General features: G+C 40.6%; 2 protein-coding genes. One reads left to right on the top strand and one right to left on the bottom strand.

The features are described from left to right. A partial coding sequence (locus tag CD152_RS11805) for a hypothetical protein (protein WP_205757036.1) occupies window positions 1-237 on the top strand: 237 nt, incomplete at its 5' end. Here CD152_RS11805 and CD152_RS02220 read toward each other — a convergent pair. Then, window positions 238-858 carry a hypothetical protein gene (locus tag CD152_RS02220; RefSeq protein WP_103214321.1) on the bottom strand — a complete coding sequence of 207 codons (621 nt, stop codon included), beginning with the start codon at window positions 856-858 and terminating at the stop codon, window positions 238-240. Window positions 859-941: the final 83 nt, after the last annotated feature.

Raw genomic sequence — 941 nt, 5'->3', positions numbered from 1 at the left:
GATGAAGAAATTCTGTCTCTATACAAAACAATGCTGAAAGAAACCATCGGTAACAACATCTATAGCACTGAAGATCACATTGAAATTATGAACTATGCGATACAATCACTTGTTAAGGCAAAGAAAAAAGTCTATCACGGACAGAAATCTGAAATAAAGAGCGACAGAGCGTACTATATCGGGATTCTTCGAGAATATATCGCACAACAGTTCTATGTCTATCATGCTGTCATCTAGTTAGGGTGTGACAGATTGATATTCGAGATCATGTCGTTTCTGTAGCTTCTCGACACGTTCCAGGAAAAACTGCTCCGTTCGTGGTGTTTGGATCTGTTGCTGAATCTGATAACGGACGTTGTCATAGTCCTGTGCTGTCAGATTACTGTATTCAGAGATACTGAGATGTTCGAGTTGAAGCTTTTGGATGAGCCTGTCACCGATCTGATGTTCATATGTTGATAGATAGTCATTATGTTTATCCATGAGTACCTTACGTTTCTTGGGGTCATCAATCTGACTGATTTTTTTCTGTGCGACTGAAAAATGTTGATGTGTAACATGCTTCTTCACGGTCGTATCCAGTAGTCCTTTGTCGACTAAGCCTTCCAGATAGGTCTCAGCTGTTTTGGACTGCTGTTGGACTTTCTGTACATGTAGATGCGCCTGATGATAAGGCAACGGTGATAAAGGCGTCCATGTACTGATCGTGAACCCTATGCCGAAGAGCATCACAGATAAAGGCAGTGTGAATCGTAATGATATGAGATGATCCTCAAGTTTCGCCATCAATACGAATATTAAATAGAGGCACAAAGCAATGATGCAGATCGGGATGCCATAATAGAGGAATGTGAACATCCTAATGCATCCCTGTCATAAGATAATAGATGGTGAATATCACAAAGATCAGACTGATGATGACGGGGATATAGTTCAGGATA

The sequence above is a fragment of the Macrococcoides caseolyticum genome (assembly GCF_002902665.1).
Lineage (GTDB): Bacteria > Bacillota > Bacilli > Staphylococcales > Staphylococcaceae > Macrococcoides > Macrococcoides caseolyticum.
The sequence above is the reverse complement of the archived record's forward strand: the minus strand, read 5'-3'. Positions and strand labels throughout refer to the sequence as shown.

Coding starts and splice junctions, on each gene's coding strand:
- CD152_RS02220 (WP_103214321.1), bottom strand. CDS start 858: ATGTTCACATTCCTCTATTATGGCATCCCGATCTGCATCATTGCTTTG.